The 15022-nt window shown below is 29.7% G+C and carries 18 protein-coding genes and 1 riboswitch; of the genes, 4 read left to right on the top strand and 14 right to left on the bottom strand.

Annotation, left to right across the window (positions count from 1 at the left end; genetic code table 11):
• The first annotated feature begins 217 nt into the window (after positions 1-217).
• From BMY82_RS06050 to BMY82_RS06040, 3 genes are all read left to right on the top strand, one after another.
• Positions 218-784 carry a chromate transporter gene (locus BMY82_RS06050; protein ID WP_091975664.1) on the top strand — a complete coding sequence of 189 codons (567 nt, stop codon included), beginning with the start codon at positions 218-220 and terminating at the stop codon, positions 782-784.
• Complete coding sequence (locus BMY82_RS06045) at positions 781-1329, top strand: chromate transporter (RefSeq protein ID WP_091975663.1); 549 nt, start codon at positions 781-783, stop codon at positions 1327-1329. The genes BMY82_RS06050 and BMY82_RS06045 overlap by 4 nt, the downstream gene beginning before the upstream one ends.
• Positions 1330-1647: 318 nt before the next feature.
• The gene (locus BMY82_RS06040) at positions 1648-2220 is read left to right on the top strand and encodes a hypothetical protein (protein ID WP_091975662.1); all 573 of its coding nucleotides are present in this window, start codon (positions 1648-1650) and stop codon (positions 2218-2220) included.
• A 224-nt stretch (positions 2221-2444) separates the two neighbouring features.
• On the opposite strand, the gene thiW is transcribed toward BMY82_RS06040, so the two are convergent.
• Positions 2445-2945, bottom strand: a complete 501-nt coding sequence (thiW, locus tag BMY82_RS06035; RefSeq protein ID WP_091975661.1) for an energy coupling factor transporter S component ThiW — start codon at positions 2943-2945, stop codon at positions 2445-2447.
• A gap of 54 nt (positions 2946-2999) precedes the next feature.
• A riboswitch (TPP riboswitch) is annotated at positions 3000-3101 on the bottom strand.
• A gap of 235 nt (positions 3102-3336) precedes the next feature.
• Between thiW and dapB the strand changes: the two genes are divergently transcribed.
• Positions 3337-4092, top strand: coding sequence for a 4-hydroxy-tetrahydrodipicolinate reductase (gene dapB / locus BMY82_RS06030; RefSeq protein ID WP_091975660.1), 756 nt, complete (start codon positions 3337-3339; stop codon positions 4090-4092).
• Positions 4093-4205: 113 nt separating this feature from the next.
• Here dapB and BMY82_RS06025 read toward each other — a convergent pair whose 3' ends face one another.
• From BMY82_RS06025 to BMY82_RS05965, 13 genes are all read right to left on the bottom strand, one after another.
• Positions 4206-5003: a 7alpha-hydroxysteroid dehydrogenase gene (locus BMY82_RS06025; protein WP_091975659.1), complete on the bottom strand. Its 798-nt coding sequence runs from the start codon at positions 5001-5003 to the stop codon at positions 4206-4208.
• A gap of 171 nt (positions 5004-5174) precedes the next feature.
• Complete coding sequence (locus BMY82_RS06020; RefSeq protein WP_091975658.1) at positions 5175-5654, bottom strand: hypothetical protein; 480 nt, start codon at positions 5652-5654, stop codon at positions 5175-5177.
• A 193-nt stretch (positions 5655-5847) separates the two neighbouring features.
• Positions 5848-6156 carry a hypothetical protein gene (locus BMY82_RS06015; protein WP_091975657.1) on the bottom strand — a complete coding sequence of 103 codons (309 nt, stop codon included), beginning with the start codon at positions 6154-6156 and terminating at the stop codon, positions 5848-5850.
• 372 nt (positions 6157-6528) lie between these two features.
• Positions 6529-6795: a type II toxin-antitoxin system HicB family antitoxin gene (locus tag BMY82_RS06010; protein WP_091975656.1), complete on the bottom strand. Its 267-nt coding sequence runs from the start codon at positions 6793-6795 to the stop codon at positions 6529-6531.
• A 300-nt stretch (positions 6796-7095) separates the two neighbouring features.
• Entirely contained in the window at positions 7096-7359 is a 264-nt protein-coding gene (locus BMY82_RS06005; RefSeq protein WP_317316698.1) for a TIGR03905 family TSCPD domain-containing protein, read from the bottom strand.
• A 240-nt stretch (positions 7360-7599) separates the two neighbouring features.
• Positions 7600-8163, bottom strand: coding sequence for a thymidine kinase (locus BMY82_RS06000; RefSeq protein ID WP_091975655.1), 564 nt, complete (start codon positions 8161-8163; stop codon positions 7600-7602).
• A 10-nt stretch (positions 8164-8173) separates the two neighbouring features.
• Entirely contained in the window at positions 8174-8674 is a 501-nt protein-coding gene (locus tag BMY82_RS05995) for a DUF2628 domain-containing protein (RefSeq protein WP_091975654.1), read from the bottom strand.
• Positions 8658-10592: an ATP-dependent zinc metalloprotease FtsH gene (gene ftsH, locus BMY82_RS05990; RefSeq protein ID WP_091975653.1), complete on the bottom strand. Its 1935-nt coding sequence runs from the start codon at positions 10590-10592 to the stop codon at positions 8658-8660. The genes BMY82_RS05995 and ftsH overlap by 17 nt, the downstream gene beginning before the upstream one ends.
• Positions 10593-10626: 34 nt before the next feature.
• Positions 10627-11478 carry a 4-hydroxy-3-methylbut-2-enyl diphosphate reductase gene (gene ispH, locus BMY82_RS05985; RefSeq protein ID WP_091975652.1) on the bottom strand — a complete coding sequence of 284 codons (852 nt, stop codon included), beginning with the start codon at positions 11476-11478 and terminating at the stop codon, positions 10627-10629.
• Positions 11479-11659: 181 nt separating this feature from the next.
• A complete protein-coding gene (locus BMY82_RS05980) occupies positions 11660-12265 on the bottom strand; it encodes a lysophospholipid acyltransferase family protein (protein WP_091975651.1) in 606 nt (201 codons plus the stop codon).
• Between the two features lie 14 nt (positions 12266-12279).
• Positions 12280-12933 (bottom strand): (d)CMP kinase, encoded by a 654-nt coding sequence (cmk, locus tag BMY82_RS05975; RefSeq protein WP_091975650.1) that lies wholly within the window; start codon positions 12931-12933, stop codon positions 12280-12282.
• Positions 12934-13048: 115 nt separating this feature from the next.
• Positions 13049-14305, bottom strand: coding sequence for a BaiN/RdsA family NAD(P)/FAD-dependent oxidoreductase (locus BMY82_RS05970; RefSeq protein ID WP_091975649.1), 1257 nt, complete (start codon positions 14303-14305; stop codon positions 13049-13051).
• 10 nt (positions 14306-14315) lie between these two features.
• Positions 14316-14966, bottom strand: coding sequence for a histidine phosphatase family protein (locus BMY82_RS05965; RefSeq protein ID WP_091975648.1), 651 nt, complete (start codon positions 14964-14966; stop codon positions 14316-14318).
• Between the last annotated feature and the right edge of the window lie 56 nt (positions 14967-15022).

Here is a 15022-nt window from a genome sequence, read left to right as displayed (position 1 = left end):
AGTTAAAAGCATTGATTCTACTGTACTTGCTTTAGTTTTCATTTCTTACTTAACTATATATCAACAATTAATATATTATATAAATTACATAGTAAATAGTACAAATTTATTACTTTACGATTCTAGCTATTTTCATTTTTGTCAACTTCTAATAAAACTTCCCTTCTTGTGATATAATTTAATTATATTTATATTCTTAAATTTAAGGGGTGATATTATGGATTCTAAGAAAATAAGTTATAAGTCACTTTTTATAACATTCTTTAAAATAAATATGTTTACTTTTGGTGGTGGCTATACTATTGTACCTGTTATACGCGATGAATTTGTAAATAAAAAAAAATTAATAGATGATGACGAAATGCTTGATATTGTGGCAATCGCACAATCAGGTCCAGGACCCATGGCTATAAATACTTCTATTCTTACAGGTTACAGATTAATCGGTTGGAAGGGTGCTCTCGTATGCCTTTTGGCTTCTGTTTTACCTTGTCTAATTATTATTTCGATTATGTACTATGTTTACAATACTATTTCTAAAAATAGCATTGTAAAGGCTGCTCTAGGATGTATGAGTGGTGCAATAAGTGCAGTCTTGTTTATTACAGTTTTCCAAATGGCAAAAAAAGCTCTTGTAAAACATAAAATTTTTGGATCGATACTAATGTTTAGTGCTTTTTCTGCAGCATATTTTACTAACATAAATACAATATATATTATATTGCTATCTGGTATGATTGGCTTGATTGTATTTTCACTTGTTGAGGAGGATAAAATAAAATGATAAACAAGCTTTTACTTCTTTATATTACTTTTTTAAAAATAGGAGCCTTTGCATTTGGTGGTGGTTATGCAGTTTTACCGCTTATTCAAAGGTATGTTGTAAATGACATGAAATGGCTTACAATAAAAGAGCTTACAGACCTTGTTTCTCTTTCTCAGATTACGCCTGGTCCAATAGGAATCAATTCTGCTACATTTATAGGTACTAAAGTAGCTTCTGTACCTGGGGCTATTGTGGCAACTATTGCAGAAGTTACACCTTCCTGCATACTGATGCTACTTTTAGGCTATTTTTTATTTAGAGGAAAGAAGATTACCTTACTTGATAGAGCTTTAAAAGGTCTAAAGCCTGCAATACCTGGTCTTATATTAATAGCTGCCATTGATATGTTTAAATCCTCTATTTTTTCTCCTGAGGGAATTAAATACATTGGTGTTATTGGCTTTATAATTGGTGGAATCTTATTTATGTCAAAAAAAGTAAACATAATAAAGATAATAGTCATAAGTGCAACTGTAGGAGTTTTATTTAGCTTTATTATTTAAAAAAACAGTTATATCTTTTATCAAATTTTCTAAAAGATGTATTATTTGTATCATTATATGTATTATACTTATATGCAAAAATAAATTTATAAAAATAAGCAAAATTAGTAATTTTTATAAAAAATATAAATTTATAACCTAGCGTTAAAAGAAATTTTGCTATTTATATGGTTATTGATAAATCTATATGATATAATAAAGAGAATTGATTTATAATTAAAAGTCAAATTTCCTTTAGGAAAACTTTTTTAAAAATAAATCTAATGTTTTTAAATATGTATTTCTTTTAGTATTAATATATTATTCAGGAGAAGAATTATGATAAAAAAATCTTTAATTGCATTAATAACAGTTGCTATTATAGTGCTTGCAGGAGCCATGTTTTTAGACAAGGCATTTATACCGACTTCTGAAGAGAATCGTAACATCACAAATACTGACACATATTCGGATTTAAATATCGAAAACGATAAAAGAGATGCTATTGTTCGAACTTTCAGTAGACAGCAGTTTGAAAAATTTGTAAAAAATGATAGAATGAAAATTATAGAAAAAACTTCAGGTCAAACAGATGGTGATATTCCAAATATTGATTTTTCGAAATCGCCTAGAGTAAGTGTTACTTTCTATGATAAGGATAAGAATATTATCTCTGTAAAGAATCCGAAATTGGATATTTATGATACTCAGTTTACACTTTCTAATACAGGACGTGAATTTAAAATATCTGGTGGTATTCATCTTGAACAAGATGGTGATTCCTATATAATACCATTGAATTCAATAGAAAGTGCTTCTAAAAACAATTACGGAACTCTTACACTTGGTATTACATATGGATACAATAACAACAGTTATGTTTCATATACTGCAGTAACATATTCAAAGTAAAATAATAAATTTTGACCTTGTCTATTTTTTTAATATTTAATATATAGAAAGGTTATCAAAGTTTAATCAATTGTTAATTAAAAACTCATATTGTTTTTATATGAACTTTAAAAGCCATAACACTAAAACTTAGTGTTATGGCTTTTTTATTTATAAATAATATTTCTATATTCTTTAAATCCTTCTATTTCTATTTTTTATAAATTCTATTTACACTATCGTCCTTATACACTTCCCCAATTTAGTGCTTTAGATTTTGCAAGAGAAAATACTACAAGCCCTCCTATTGTTGATCCCACAACAGTAGATATTAAAAACGGAGTTACATATACAAAGTATCCTAGTTCAGCTGCATTCTTCCCCATAAATAATACTGCTATTGGATAGGCACAAAGACCACCTATTATTCCTGTTCCAAAAGCCTCACCTATACAAGCAGTCAGTATACTTTTAGTATTTCTATATAAAACTCCTGCAATAAACACGCCAAACATACTTCCTGGAAAAGCTAAAATCGAACCGAGCCCCATCATATTTCTAAGCAAAGATGAAAAAAAGGCTATAGCAAGCCCAATCCAAGGTCCCAAAATTATTGCCGCTATTACATTTACCATATGTTGAACTGGTGCACACCTACTTCCTAGCACAGGAATAGATATGAAGCTACCAGCTACTGCCAATGCACAAAATAATCCTGCTAATGTTAATTTTTTTATATTACTCATAATACCTCCTAAAAATAAAAAAAGTGTGCCAAAGCACACAATCTTAAAATACTGACATACACGTCATAAGATTTCCCTACGTTGGCGTTATCCAAATCAGGTTATGGGTAAAGCTTTCGCTACTCTCAGCCCTTCCGAGCTCCCCTTTTTGTATATTATAATTTGATTATATCACTTTGAACTATTACTTACAAGAAACTTAATAAACCTTATTTTATTAATTATTCCCTAAATCCATGTTTTCGGAATAATTATCTTTTTTTATTTCAAGATAAAACTATAAATATTTTAAAATAGCAATATCAAATCCTATGTTAAATTTTTATACTATGCTATAATAATGTTAATAGAATTATTATTATTTAATATTATTATAGATCTGGAGGTTAACATGAAAATTGCAATAGTTGGTTATTATGGTAAGGTTGGAAAATCAGTTATCAAAGCTGTTAATGAAGATAGCGGTTGCGAAATTGCTTTTGGTGTATCAAGATCTGCCAAAGAAAATGATACAAAAGATGGAATAAGAGTTTTTAAAAATTTTGAAGCTGTAGATATGAAATGCGAAGGCATAATAGACTTCTCTCATAGAGATAATATAGAATCTATGCTTGATTATGCTGTAAAAAACAATGTTCCTGTAGTTATAGGTACTACTGGGCTTAATGAAGATGATGAAAAAAAGGTTGAGGAAGCTTCAAAGAATATTCCTATTCTTTTATCTCACAATACCGGTTTTGGTATAAACATTATGCTGGGAATATTAAAGAAAATGGCAAAGGAATTAAAAGAATTCGATATAGAAATTATCGAAAAGCATCATAATAGAAAAGAAGATGCTCCTAGTGGAACAGCAAAAATGTTATTTGATTCTATGAAGGAAGCAAGACCAGAACTATATCCACAATACGGCAGAGATTCAGTACTACAAAAAAGAAAAAAAGAAGAAGTTGGATTCCACTCAGTAAGAGGTGGAAATATAATAAGCGACCACGATGTTATTTTCGCAGGTGAAGATGATGTTTTAACATTAAGTCATCAGGCATTAACTGATGCATCATTTGCAAAAGGAGCTCTAAGAGGAATTAAATATCTTAAAAATCAAAAAAATGGACTATTTAGCATGGAAGATGTAATTAAAGGATAAACTTAAAAAGACCAGCTTTTTTTAGCTGGTCTTTTATACAATTTATATACCAAAATTTTATTATTAATTTTATTTATACTAATTAAGTTTCTGATACTGATACACTTTTAATATTATCTACTTGTCAATGATTCTGATAAGTCACCAAATATCGGTGTAGCAAGACCAAATCCACCTGCTACTGCCATTACTTGACCTGTTGTGTATGCTGCTGCATCTGTAGCAAAGTAAACAACAGCTTGAGCTATTTCCTCTGGTTCTGCCATACGCTTAATAGGTGTATTCTTTAAAAACATATTCTGGAAATTTTCATTTAAGTTATCCTTCACTCCATCTGTGGCAGTCATTCCTGGAGCAACTACATTACAACGAATATTGTTTCTAGCTTCCTGAACTGCTATCATCTTTGACATATGTATTATACCTGCCTTACTAGTTCCATAAGCAATCTGAGATATATCTGGAACTATTCCACCTATTGATGATATATTTATTATACTTCCGCCACCGTTTTCCTTCATGTGATGAATTGCAGCTTGCGAAGCTATAAATACACTTGCAATATTTAGATCTACAAACTTTAAGAAATCATCCACTTTTGTATGTTCTATATCAAGATCTTTCTTAGGATCTGATGTACCAAAGTTGTTTACTAAAACATCTATTTTACCCTCTTTTTCAACTACTTCGTCTATCATAGTTTTAAAAGTTTCAGGTTTAGTAGCATCATTGTATACAAACTTTACTGTATATCCCTTTTCTGTAAACTCTGCAATTCTTGCATTTGCTCTTTCTTCATTTCTAGCAGCCATATAAACTATTGCCCCTTCAGCTGCACAAGCTGAAACAATCGCATAACCTATTCCTCTAGTAGAAGATGTGACTAATATAACCTTATCTTTTAATCTCATTACTGTTTCCTCCTTTATTAAATTATAGAGTATCTTATAACAGAAACCTTAATAAATCCATAGTTTTTGAATTTATTTTTAGTATTATAAAATTTATAAACATTTTTATATAATTTACATCAATAGCTATATTCAATTCCTAATGAAGTTGTTTTTTAATTAAATGAATTTTTATAGATTTTCAATATTTACTATTTTATAGCTGCTATTTATAGTCTTTACCATAGTGAATATTTTTTCCTTTTTTTCTTGATCCTTTTCTGAGTTTTTATATTTTATTATATAGCTTACCTTTACAATACTCCCCTTTAGGTAGAGTTTGCTCTTACCATCTTTTAGGTATATTTTTTTCGGCTTAAACTTCTTAACTTTTTCCATGGAAATAAATTTTATATATCTTACAGAAATGTTTTCCTCACCAGCATTTAAAAGATTAAACTTTCTATAATCGACATCTTTTAATACATATTTTTTTGAGGCAGCCAAATCATTATCACTTATAGCTTCAATATAACCTCTTACAGTTGTTAACTTCATCTTTTGATTACTTTGTATATTACCATTAGATACTGCAATTGCTACTACGATTAACATAATTACCGACAATATTGCTTTAAGAGTATTCTTTTCTAAGATTGATTTTTTCTCCACTTAAGTCCTCCTATTTAGAAATATATTTATATAAAATTTTTTCATTATAAAAGTTCTTTTATTACTTATATATCCATAATATAATATTTTTAACCAATTAGAATCTTTAAAATAAATAAAATTCCCCGACACCTATTGATGCCGGGTTCAATTGACAATTATTATTTTGTTACTATATTATTAGACTTATTTCCTAAAAATTTTCACCTGATTGATTCTCTTCTAAGGAATCTGCTATCATTTTTGCTTCTACAAGGTCAAGTTTTTTCATATTCTTTAATATTTTAACTGCCCTAACTTTTTCTCCACTAGAGATCAATGCAACTAGATTCTTTTTTACTTCAGGCTCAATATAATATGGACTTTTTTCTGGATTTCCAGTACTCCTAGCCAGCTCATCGAGTTCTTTTCTTGTGTTTTTAAGCTCTTCCTTCACTTTCTTGCTATCATGACTAAAGCAGAAATAAATAGCTATCAACACAAGAAGATAAAAATAATTCATAGCTCCTCCTTAAATTAATTCTTAATTAACATTATACCTTTTAAAAAGCATTATTTAAAGACTTTTATACTAATTAATATATCTTTTTAATTATATATAGTTAATATAAAATAAATCAATAATATCTAATGAATCTTTTGAATTATGATTATTTTTATCAAGAAAAATATACATATTATATAATAATATAGCTTTTCTAGCATCAACCACTGTTTTTTATGCTTTTTAATTTTAATTATATAAAAAACACTTGATAAATAAATCATCAAGTGTTTTGCTATTTTTTAAACAATTAAAGCTAAAATATTATACTAATATATTAAAATACTAATCGATTGTTACTTTTCAATCTTCTATTATAAATAATGCAGTTTAGCTCATTAAATCTTTAAAATTAATCTCAACCAAGGTCAATATATCATCTTTATTATGTTCAAACTTTTTAGAATGCGGGTAGGGGATCTTTATTCCTTCTTTGTTGCATTTTAAAACCATTTTTTTAATAGACTCTTTGACTATAGACAACGCACTCGCTATATCTCTCCCCTCTTTTTCAATGTTTAAATCTGGAACAAATACGCTGTAACCACTTTCTGTTTTCTTTAAAATTGTTGGATAGGCTCTGCTTGCACCATTCATAACTCTCCCTCCACTTCTGAAATATTATAGAATTTAAAATATATCTTTACTTCATATCTATTATATAAATATGAAATATTATATCTTTATTTTTGATAATTATTTATCTTAATTTTAACATGAAAATATAAATATAGGCTTAATTTATTCCACCTAACTATTTTAATAATAACATATTTTTATTTTAAATACAATGTTTCTTTTTTTAATATTATCTATATTTAGTTTTTATTAATCGATTTAAATAAAAAATGTATCCTCCTACTTTTGAATTAAGTAAAAGAATACATTTTTATATGACTATATTAATTCTTCTGATAAAGCCTTCTTTAAAGCTATTGAAAGCTGCGCAGGACATGATGTAGTCTTATTACCACATGTTATATGCTCTAATCTAGAAGCTACCTCTGAAGCGTCCTGTCCCTTAGCTAGAGAACTTATTCCTTCTGTATTTCCAGGACATCCTCCTACAAACTTTAAGTTTTCAATTTTGTTATCATCTGTTAGTGTTATCTGAAGTTCCTTACAGCATACACCTTGTGGATTGTATATTATTTCCTTCATTACCCATTCCTCCTATTTAATTAACTTTCCAACTATTTATTCTATCACAAGTAGTCATGCTTAACAATACTTTTTATATAGTATTTATTTTTCCAATAATACTACACTTTATTATTGTAGTTACATTTATTTTTTGTTAAATTAATTCCAATCCAAGTTATCTATTTATTTTCTAAAAATTTTATTTTAGATGTGTTATACTATAAAAAAAGAAATGGCTAAATAGCCATTTCTTTTTTATTACTCTCCAAAGTTTCCTTCTTTGTAATGCTTTCTACATAAAGCTATATACTTGTCATCAGCACCTAGTTCTATTTGCTCTCCTTCTCTTACAATACCATTTTCATTATACCTAGCATTGCAAGTTGCTTTTGCACCGCACCAACAAACTGTCTTAACCTCTTTTATTTCATCTGCTATTGTTATCAGCCTCTCAGAGCCTTCGAACAGCTGATTCTTAAAATCAGCCCTTAGACCATAACACATAACCGGTATCGAAAGCTTGTCAACTATATCAGATAGGAAGTCAACTTGCTCTTTTGTAGCAAATTGTATTTCATCTACAATTATACAGTCATACTTCTTTATTTCATCTTGACTGTAAGCAATGAAATTAGACATCAACTCACACTGGTGTTCAAGACCTATTCTGGATTTCAAAATATGTTTTCCATCTCTTAAATCCACATCCGGCTTTACCAATAATGCTTTCTTGCCCCTTTCATGATAGTTATAATGCACCATAAGGGCATTTGCAGTCTTAGAGCTTCCCATCACTCCATAGTAAAAATATAATTTTGCCATTTATATCTCCTTACATAAACAGCGCAAATGCATATATAATTATTGAACCTACTATCCAACAAACAGTCATATATACATCTACACCTGATTTGTCTTTAAGGAATCGATCCTTAAATTTATCATCAATGTTATTTGAATCCTTCTTTAGATCCTGTATTCTTTTATAATAATCGTAATTTCCATAAAATGCTGTTCTCAAGTATATTAAAAAAGACGCTATATAAACTCCTATCCATAAAGGTGTCCTTAAAAAATATGCTAAAGTTGCCAGAATAACTTGGATACCAATTATAAAAGCTCCAGTAAAGGTCATCTTTCTATAAATATACCAATAAGGTGCTATGAATAAAGATGGAAGGTTAAAAGTTCTTTTTTTTCCATTTTTTTCAAAGTCCTTGAAAAGAGGCTCATAGTATTCAAAGTTTTTTCCTACAAATTCTTTTTCAGAAATCTTTATATTATTATTTATCTTCTTTTTTTCTTCATTTGTTTTCTTATCGAACAACTTCATCTTCTTTACCACCTGCTGTTTCATCTTCTTTTACTTCAGTTATTGGTCTAGGTGTTATTTCATACTTATTATCTAATATATCCATAAACTCCTCACCAGTAATTGTTTCATTCTTTAATAAGTATTTAGCTATTTCATGAAGCTTGTCTATATTTTCATTTAATATAGTTATAGCCTTACCATGGCATTCTCCAATAATTTTGACTACTGCCTTATCTATTATTGTAGATGTCTCAGGAGAGCATGCAAGTGAAGAATCTCCTCCAAGATAGGCATTATTTACTGTTTCAAGAGCTACCATTCCAAAATCATCATCCATTCCAAATCTTGTTACCATTGCTCTTGCTATCTTTGTAGCCATTTCAATGTCATTTGATGCCCCTGAAGTCTTTATATTAAATATTACTTCTTCAGCAGCTCTACCACCTGTATAAGTAGTAATCTTATCTAAAGCTTCGTTTTTAGACATCAGTACCTTTTCAACTTCATCTACCTGCATTGTATATCCAAGAGCTCCTGAAGTTCTAGGTATTATTGTAATCTTGTGTACAGGAGCAGAATGCTTTCCTGTTGCTGCAACTAGGGCATGACCTACCTCATGGTATGCAATTATCTTCTTTTCTTCTTCGCTAATTACTGCGCCCTTTCTCTGATAACCTGCTATTACTGTTTCAACTGATTCTTCTAAATCCTCTTGAGTAACAACATGTCTCTTCATTCTAACTGCTCTAAGTGCTGCTTCATTTACAATATTTGCAAGCTCTGCACCAGATGCTCCTGATGTAGCTCTTGCTACTTGATTATAGTCTATATTAGATGCAGTCTTTACATCTTTAGCATGAACCCTCAGTATTGATTCTCTACCCTTTACATCAGGTAGTTCAACAGGTACTCTTCTGTCAAATCTTCCTGGTCTTAAAAGAGCCTTATCCAAAGATTCAGGTCTATTTGTAGCAGCAAGTATTACTACTCCTATTTCATTTTCAAAACCATCCATTTCACTTAGTAGCTGGTTAAGAGTCTGTTCTCTTTCATCATTTCCACCAAAGTTTGAATCTCTCTTTTTACCTATAGCATCAATTTCATCTATAAATACTATACTCGGTGCCTTTTCCTTTGCTTGCTTGAATAAATCTCTTACTCTTGAAGCACCCATACCTACAAACATCTCAACGAACTCTGATCCTGAAATTGAGAAAAATGGTACAGAGGCTTCTCCTGCAACAGCCTTTGCAAGAAGTGTTTTACCTGTTCCTGGAGGTCCTACTAATAGAGCTCCCTTAGGCATCTTAGCACCTATAGACTTGTATTTTTCTGGATTGTGAAGATAGTCCACTATTTCACTTAAAGCTTCCTTTGCTTCATCCTGTCCTGCAACATCATCAAAATTAACTCCTGTTGATTGAACATATGGCTTGGCATTGCTCTTTCCAAAAGACATCATGCCTCCTGGACCACCCATTTTCTTACCCATATTCCTCATTAAGAATCTGCCTATCATATAGAATAGGAAGAATGGGAATACCCAAGTCAATATAAAGTACATTATAGGAGAGTTTTCAGATGGTATTTCTTGCTTATAATTCGCACCTGATTTTTCAAGTTCTTTTACAAGGTCTGGGTCATTCATAACACCTGTTACGAAGTTCTTCTTATCTTCTTTTCCCTTACCTGTGAAAAGTATCTTCTTGTCGTCAATTGTAACATCTCCTACTTCTCGTTTTTCCAACATTTCTATAAAAGTGCTATATTCAACCTCTGTAGCTCTTTTCTTTTCCATATTGGGAATAAAAGTTCCATTAAGCAATATAATCGCTATTAAAAGCACACCGTAAAACCAGAAAAAATTAGGGTTTGGCTTACGATCATTGTTATTGCCATTGTTTCCATTGTTATTTAGATTATTGTTTTGATTCAATCAAATCACCTCCTCAGAAATTTGAGTACTTATACTAGCAAGTTTTTAAAAACTCAATTGCTTCTTCTATTATCCAATCCGGTGTAGAAGCTCCTGCTGTTACACCAATTTTATTATAGCCACTAAAATCTACATCTTTCATATCTTCTTTTGTTTCTATAGATATTGTATCCACAATTTCGCTACATATCTTGACTAGCTTTTGAGTATTAGAACTATGCTTACCACCTATTACTACCATTACATCTACTTTTTGAGAAAGCTCTCTTGCAGCTTGCTGTCTAACTCTTGTAGCTGAACATATAGTATTTTTGACACTAAGTTTTAATCCTAGTGTTTCTAAATACTCAATAATATTATCAAAGTTTTTCTCATTCATAGTTGTTTGAGAAACTACTAAATATTCCTTTGTTTTATCAAAGTCATAGTCTTTCACTTCTTCTAATTCTTTAAATATTATTGCCTTATCCTTGCACCATCCATTGATTCCAATAACTTCAGGATGGTTGCTATCACCTAAAAGAATTATACTTTTGTTTTCTTCTTCACCTTTGCTTACTATATAATGAATCTTTTTTACAAATGGACAAGTTGTATCAACTATATCTATACTTTTTGACTCAGCTTCATCATATGTTATTTTTGGAACACCGTGAGATCTTATAATCATTTCTGACTCTAAGTTTTGATTTACATCATCTATTTTATCTATTGTTATTAGTCCCATGTTTTCATATTTTTCTACAGCTTGCTTATTATGTATTAATGGTCCTAATGCATAGACAGAAATATCCTTTTTTTCTTCAAGTTCCTTTTGAGCCATATTCATAGCTCTCTTTACGCCGAAGCAAAAACCGGCATTTTCTGCTATTAATACTTCTTTCATACATCTTCCTTTCGTATCATATTTTAATTTTAAATTTTACAATTTTAAAATTTAATTATAGTTCTATTATTACCCAAATACTAACTTTTGAACCTTATAAAACTTTATTTTTATATTATATACAGATTTTAACCTAGTTAGTAATTGTTATTTTATTTTTTTACAATAATATATTTTAGAGCTATAGTATTCCATCTTTATTTTCTTCGTAGTTGACCTCTACTGCATCCATCATAGTTTGTGCCATTTCAGCATAGTCTTCCTTGCCAATTTTTCTTTCATAGTAACTTGTCATATCTACAGCTTCTCCAATTACAATTTTAACTTTTGAAAATACCCTATATTTTGTTACTATGCTCATAGGTATTATTTGAGACTTAGTTTTTGCAGCGAACAATCCTACACCTGGCTTTGCAGGTAAAAATTTGTCCATAGAACTTCTTGTTCCTTCTGGAAATATTCCCAAAATTCTTCCACTTTTTATTTGCTTTAATATTTCTCTTATTGTGGATAGACCAGGATTTGCCCTGTCAATAGGTATAACTTCCAATTTCTTCAGGATATGCTTTAAAATTGGTACATCAAATAATTCTTTCTTTGCAACTGGTATTATTCTTCTATTTCTTACTGCAATCATCATAAAAACAGGATCTAGAAAACTTTTATGGTTTGCAACTATTATGACATTCCCACTACTTGGTATATTTTCTTGACCTGTAATTTCAACTCTGTAAAATATTTTAGATAAAAATCTTAACAGACCGCATATAAAATTATAAAAACCCATTTAATCACCTTAATTTAACTTTCTTTTACTTTTTTTACTATATAGTCTACAACCTCATCTATAGTCATATTAGTAGAATCTACTTCAATAGCATCCTTTGCCTTTGTCAATGGAGCTACTTCTCTTGTAGAATCTATATAATCTCTTCTTTCTATATCTTTTATTATTTCTTCTAAGACTACATTTTCTCCCTTTTCTTTAAGTTCTAAATATCTTCTTCTTCCCCTTTCTTCAGGAGAAGCATTTAAATAAAATTTATACTTTGTATCTGGAAAAATACAAGTTCCTACATCTCTTCCGTCTAAAATAACATCACTTTTCTGACCTATTTCTCTCTGCTTTTTAACCATTATTTCTCTTACTCTAGCTATTTTAGCAACATTAGAAACATTTGCACTTACTTTTTGCATTCTTATCTCTTTATCAATACACTTTCCATCAAGATAAATTCTATTATCTATGAAGTCTACATCTGATTCTTCACATATTTCTATTACTTTTTTTTCATTAAGAACATCGACTCCTTTTTCAAGGCACTTATATGTAACCGCTCTGTACATAGCCCCTGTATCGATATAATTAATTCCAAGTTTCTTAGATATTTTTTTAGAAATGGTACTTTTACCTGCTCCTGCAGGACCATCTATAGCTATTACAAGATTGATCATTTCTTACTCCTTTATTTCTTTTTTAAGTTCATTTTTTGAAAAATTCTCTGCTATATACATTGTATATTTATTTTCTATAATTAGCCTTAATTAAAAACTCATGTCTTTATACATATCAGATATTTAAAGCCGCCAAATATCCCGTTGAAAAGGCTATCTGTAGATTGTAACCACCAGTCAGTGCGTCAACGTCTATTAGTTCTCCTGCAAAGTAAACACCTTTATGAATTTTTGATTCCATAGTACTAGAGTCAATATCAGAAACACTTACTCCACCAGATGTTACCGTAGCTTTTTCTATTTCACATAATGCCTTTGGAGTCATTTTAGATTTTTTCAGAAGTTCAACTACATATTCAATTTCTTTTTTAGACATATTTGCACTTTGATCTTCAAAAAAATCAAACTTGCTTTCAGATAAAGACTCCGCTCTTTTAAGGACAAGTTTTAAAAAATTATTTGGCAAAATATCTTTCAAATTGTTAAATACAGTTTTTTTAGGATACAACTTAGCCTGCTCGTAAATTTCATCAGCATCCATATTGGGAATAAAATCTGCTTCTATATAAAAAGAAGCTAAGTCTCTATTTATATAAGAAGATGATTTTAAAGCTGCTGGTCCTCCTATTCCTTTGTGTGTGAAAATTATATCTCCATTAATAATTTTTTTAGCTCTCTTTTTCTTAGAGTATTTCTCATAGATATAAATATCTATTTTTTCTAATGAAATTCCAGCTATCTCTCTTAAGAATTTTTCTCTTATTTCAATAGGTGATAAAGCTGATACTGTTTCAACTATTTTATATGAGTTTTTTTCTAATATCTTAAAAAGACTACCGTCTGATCCAGTTTGTGGGTAGCTCTTTCCACCAGTAGATATTATTATTTTTTCACTTTCAAGACAACTGTTTTCTAAATATATCTTTTTGCTATTTCCTTCAAATTCTATATTTTTAACCTTGCTATTTAGAAAAACTCTTACATCATTTTTCTCTAATTCTTTTTCTAGAGCCTTAATAAGTTCCATAGAATTTCCACTTTTAAGATATATCTTGTCATCATTATTATTTTCAACAATATATTCTAACCCTAATGCTTTTACAAATGCTTTCATATCTTCATTAGAGAAAGTATATAATGCCGAATATAGAAATTTTTCATTTCTCACTGTATTTTCAAAAAAACAAGAGATGTCTTTGTTATTTGTAAAATTACATCTTCCACCACCTGTAATTCTAAGCTTTTTGCCAATTCTATCACTAGCTTCAACTATACAAACTTTTTTATCTTTATTTAGTCTTTTCGCTGTTAAGGCGGCCATTATTCCTGCTGGGCCGCCTCCTATAACCAATATATCAAACTTTTCATTCATTTTTTTCCACCTATTCAAGTGCACTCATACTTTTATTAACGCCTTTAGTCTTATCTTTCTTAAGATGTCTAGTATCATTCATCTTCATAATTACTGGGCCATAGTTTCTATACTCTACTATATTTAGAGCTGTATTATCCTGCTTAATTCTGTATATATTTCTCACGTGAGATTCTAAAAAACTCAAAAGCATTACTCTTACAGTGACAGAATGCGATACCAAAAGTATGTGCTTATTTTTATACTTTTCATTTAATTCTTCTATTAGTTTATCCTGTCTTTGCTTTATCATATCAAGTGTTTCTCCACCTTCTATCTGTACCTTTTCAGGTTCATTTCTCCACATCTTAAATGATTCAGGATATATCTTCTCAATTTCTCTTAATGGCATACCTTCCCATACTCCAAATCCCATCTCTCTTAGAGATTCTGTTGGGTGTATTTCAATATTCAATTCCTTGCCTATAATTTCCGCTGTTTCAACAGCTCTACCAAGATCACTACAATATATAATATCTATTGGATACTCCTTCAGTGCTTCTGCAAGATCCTTTGCCTGCTGTATTCCAAGCTCAGTTAAAGGAGAGTTTCCATGCCCCTGAGTCTGTCCTAGAGTATTCCAAACAGTCTGACCGTGTCTAACTAAATAGTATGTATTCATATTTCCTCCAAAATCTATTTATTTATATTATATTATTTTTATTTCAAACACTAAAA

It is taken from the genome of Peptostreptococcus russellii, from assembly GCF_900110295.1.
In the GTDB taxonomy this organism is placed as follows: domain Bacteria; phylum Bacillota; class Clostridia; order Peptostreptococcales; family Peptostreptococcaceae; genus Peptostreptococcus; species Peptostreptococcus russellii_A.
The sequence above is the reverse complement of the archived record's forward strand: the minus strand, read 5'-3'. Positions and strand labels throughout refer to the sequence as shown.

Bases quoted from the DNA above. Each gene is read 5' to 3' on its own strand.
- BMY82_RS05970 (WP_091975649.1), bottom strand. From the start codon at position 14,305: ATGAATGAAAAGTTTGATATATTGGTTATAGGAGGCGGCCCAGCAGGA.
- BMY82_RS06040 (WP_091975662.1), top strand. From the start codon at position 1,648: ATGATAAAAAAATCTTTAATTGCATTAATAACAGTTGCTATTATAGTG.
- ispH (WP_091975652.1), bottom strand. From the start codon at position 11,478: ATGAAAGAAGTATTAATAGCAGAAAATGCCGGTTTTTGCTTCGGCGTA.
- BMY82_RS05995 (WP_091975654.1), bottom strand. From the start codon at position 8,674: ATGAAGTTGTTCGATAAGAAAACAAATGAAGAAAAAAAGAAGATAAAT.
- BMY82_RS05965 (WP_091975648.1), bottom strand. From the start codon at position 14,966: ATGAATACATACTATTTAGTTAGACACGGTCAGACTGTTTGGAATACT.
- BMY82_RS06010 (WP_091975656.1), bottom strand. From the start codon at position 6,795: ATGAATGGTGCAAGCAGAGCCTATCCAACAATTTTAAAGAAAACAGAA.
- cmk (WP_091975650.1), bottom strand. From the start codon at position 12,933: ATGATCAATCTTGTAATAGCTATAGATGGTCCTGCAGGAGCAGGTAAA.
- BMY82_RS06050 (WP_091975664.1), top strand. From the start codon at position 218: ATGGATTCTAAGAAAATAAGTTATAAGTCACTTTTTATAACATTCTTT.
- BMY82_RS06045 (WP_091975663.1), top strand. From the start codon at position 781: ATGATAAACAAGCTTTTACTTCTTTATATTACTTTTTTAAAAATAGGA.
- BMY82_RS06015 (WP_091975657.1), bottom strand. From the start codon at position 6,156: ATGAATTATTTTTATCTTCTTGTGTTGATAGCTATTTATTTCTGCTTT.
- BMY82_RS05980 (WP_091975651.1), bottom strand. From the start codon at position 12,265: ATGGGTTTTTATAATTTTATATGCGGTCTGTTAAGATTTTTATCTAAA.
- BMY82_RS06005 (WP_317316698.1), bottom strand. From the start codon at position 7,359: ATGAAGGAAATAATATACAATCCACAAGGTGTATGCTGTAAGGAACTT.
- thiW (WP_091975661.1), bottom strand. From the start codon at position 2,945: ATGAGTAATATAAAAAAATTAACATTAGCAGGATTATTTTGTGCATTG.
- BMY82_RS06025 (WP_091975659.1), bottom strand. From the start codon at position 5,003: ATGAGATTAAAAGATAAGGTTATATTAGTCACATCTTCTACTAGAGGA.
- dapB (WP_091975660.1), top strand. From the start codon at position 3,337: ATGAAAATTGCAATAGTTGGTTATTATGGTAAGGTTGGAAAATCAGTT.
- BMY82_RS06000 (WP_091975655.1), bottom strand. From the start codon at position 8,163: ATGGCAAAATTATATTTTTACTATGGAGTGATGGGAAGCTCTAAGACT.